This is a genomic window from Candidatus Zixiibacteriota bacterium (assembly GCA_022865345.1).
Classification (GTDB): domain Bacteria; phylum Zixibacteria; class MSB-5A5; order MSB-5A5; family RBG-16-43-9; genus RBG-16-43-9.
In genome coordinates this window covers 1-1,907 of the sequence record JALHSU010000010.1, presented here as the reverse complement: position 1 = coordinate 1,907, position 1,907 = coordinate 1, and the positions used below count along the sequence as shown (strand labels likewise).

At 41.5% G+C, this 1,907-nt stretch carries 2 protein-coding genes; both read right to left on the bottom strand.

Going from position 1 to position 1,907, the window contains the following annotated elements; translation table 11 throughout:
* Positions 1 to 281 precede the first annotated feature (281 nt).
* On the bottom strand, positions 282 to 1,205 hold the full coding sequence (gene murQ, locus MUP17_00480) for an N-acetylmuramic acid 6-phosphate etherase (protein ID MCJ7457455.1): 924 nt from the start codon (positions 1,203 to 1,205) through the stop codon (positions 282 to 284).
* Positions 1,206 to 1,218: 13 nt separating this feature from the next.
* Positions 1,219 to 1,907 (bottom strand): hypothetical protein (locus MUP17_00475; GenBank protein MCJ7457454.1); only part of this gene is annotated, 689 nt, incomplete at its 5' end.

The following is a 1,907-nucleotide window of genomic DNA, read 5'->3' as shown; positions in this document are numbered from 1 at the left end:
TTTTTTCACCCCGGCATTGTACTCGGCTTTACAATTTGGACAATAGGGCATAAGTCTCCTTTTTCTTTTTCTCTGGAATGCATTGACTGCGTCAATGCATTTAAAATGTAGGGAAGGTCTTCAGACCTCCACTTTTTGGAAAGCCAAAACCCGTAGCGTCCTCACTCCAGTGAGGACGTTTGCTCATTGCCACGAAAATGGCACCGCTGCACTTCCTCACAAGCGGAGAATGTATAACCTCACCCTAACCCTCTCCTAAAAGGAGAGGGTAAAAAGCATCGCTACGGACGATGGATTCCATAAATCGCTTTTCTCACAAATCCGCCAGCTTTTTTTAACCTCTTTTCCGCTTCTTTCTTATCTACGTTTGAAAGTATCATTACCAGAGCGGTTTTTACACTTCCTCCTGACAGACGAAGATATTTTTCTGCCTGTTTATAATTAACTCCGGTTACTTGCATTATTATCCTTTTGGATCTTTCCCTTAGTTTCTGACTTTTTGCCTGCAGGTCAATCATCAGGTTTTCGTAGACCTTTCCTATTTTGATCATTGCGGTAGTGGAAAGCATATTCAAAATCAGCTTCTGGGCTGTGCCGGCTTTCATCCGGGTAGAGCCGGTCACCACCTCCGGTCCTAAAAGCGGAGAGATTATCACGTCAGGCTTGACTTTAAGTCCTTTTATCGGATTGCAGAAGATGAAAATCGTCTTTGCTCCTATTTTTTTTGCATATTTCAAAGCCCCTAAGACATAAGGAGTTCTCTTGGATGCAGCTATTCCTACTACAACATCTTTTTTTGTCAGACCGGCTTTTTTCAAATCTTTTTCTGCGGCTTTTATATTATCTTCCACCCCTTCTCTTGAGCGAACCAAACTCTTATATCCACCAGCTATTATTCCTCTGATCATCTTGGGATCAGTTCCAAAAGTGGGCGGACATTCTGCCGCATCCAAAACCCCTAACCTTCCGCTGGTCCCGGCTCCGATATAAAAAAGCCTGCCGCCTTTTTTGAAAGTTTTGACGATTAACTCGACGCCTTTGGCAATCTGTGGAATTTGTTGTTCAACTGCCAAAGGAACTTTTTTATCCTCGGCATTGATCAGTTTCAAAATCTGTAAAGTGGATCTTGAATCGATATCAAAAGTAGCAGGATTTCTGGCTTCGGTAACTAAATTTTTAATCTCGTTAAAAATTTTTCTGGACAAAATGAAATTCCGGTTATAGCACTCTAATGGTGACTTTTCGAGCTATTACACCAGCTCCAATCGTCCCTTTTGCTCCTGAAATATTATTGGCTGGCAGACCAGTAGGCAACGCAAAAGGCATTCCAGGATAACTGACAAAACTTTTATTATAAGCTACCATATATACCCAATAAAGCCCTGATACCACCTCCCCGTTAGCTTTACGAAAAGCATCCTGGGGAATAGTCGTAAATGGGCCAGTTACAATAGCTTTATGTAATACAGCTCCGGGAATAGTGTCACCCTTAACTACGCTTATGATATATGCTGTAGCTGAATCAGATGTCGTCCAGGTGACAACAACTGCAAGACCATTTTCATTTACAGAATCTGCAGGGTTAATACTTGCGCTAAAAATGTCCGGCATTGCAAATCTGAAAGTTATATTGACTGTATCTGGTGAGCTAATAATTGAGTCTATATAAGCAGTCATCGTATGAAAAGTAGTATCGGAGAACTCTTGGTAATATGCACCAGAGCCAGTATTCGGAATAATTTTATTACCTGCTTTTACTGTTGCCGCATTGAATAGAGTATCATTTCTCGAGACCGTGAAATAGGCAATGTCTTTTGAGATATTCATATCCTTGACCACCACTCCATATACAGTAAAAGTCGGTTTCTGAGTGATAGGCCCTGTCGGTTTTTTCTCGCAGGAAAAGC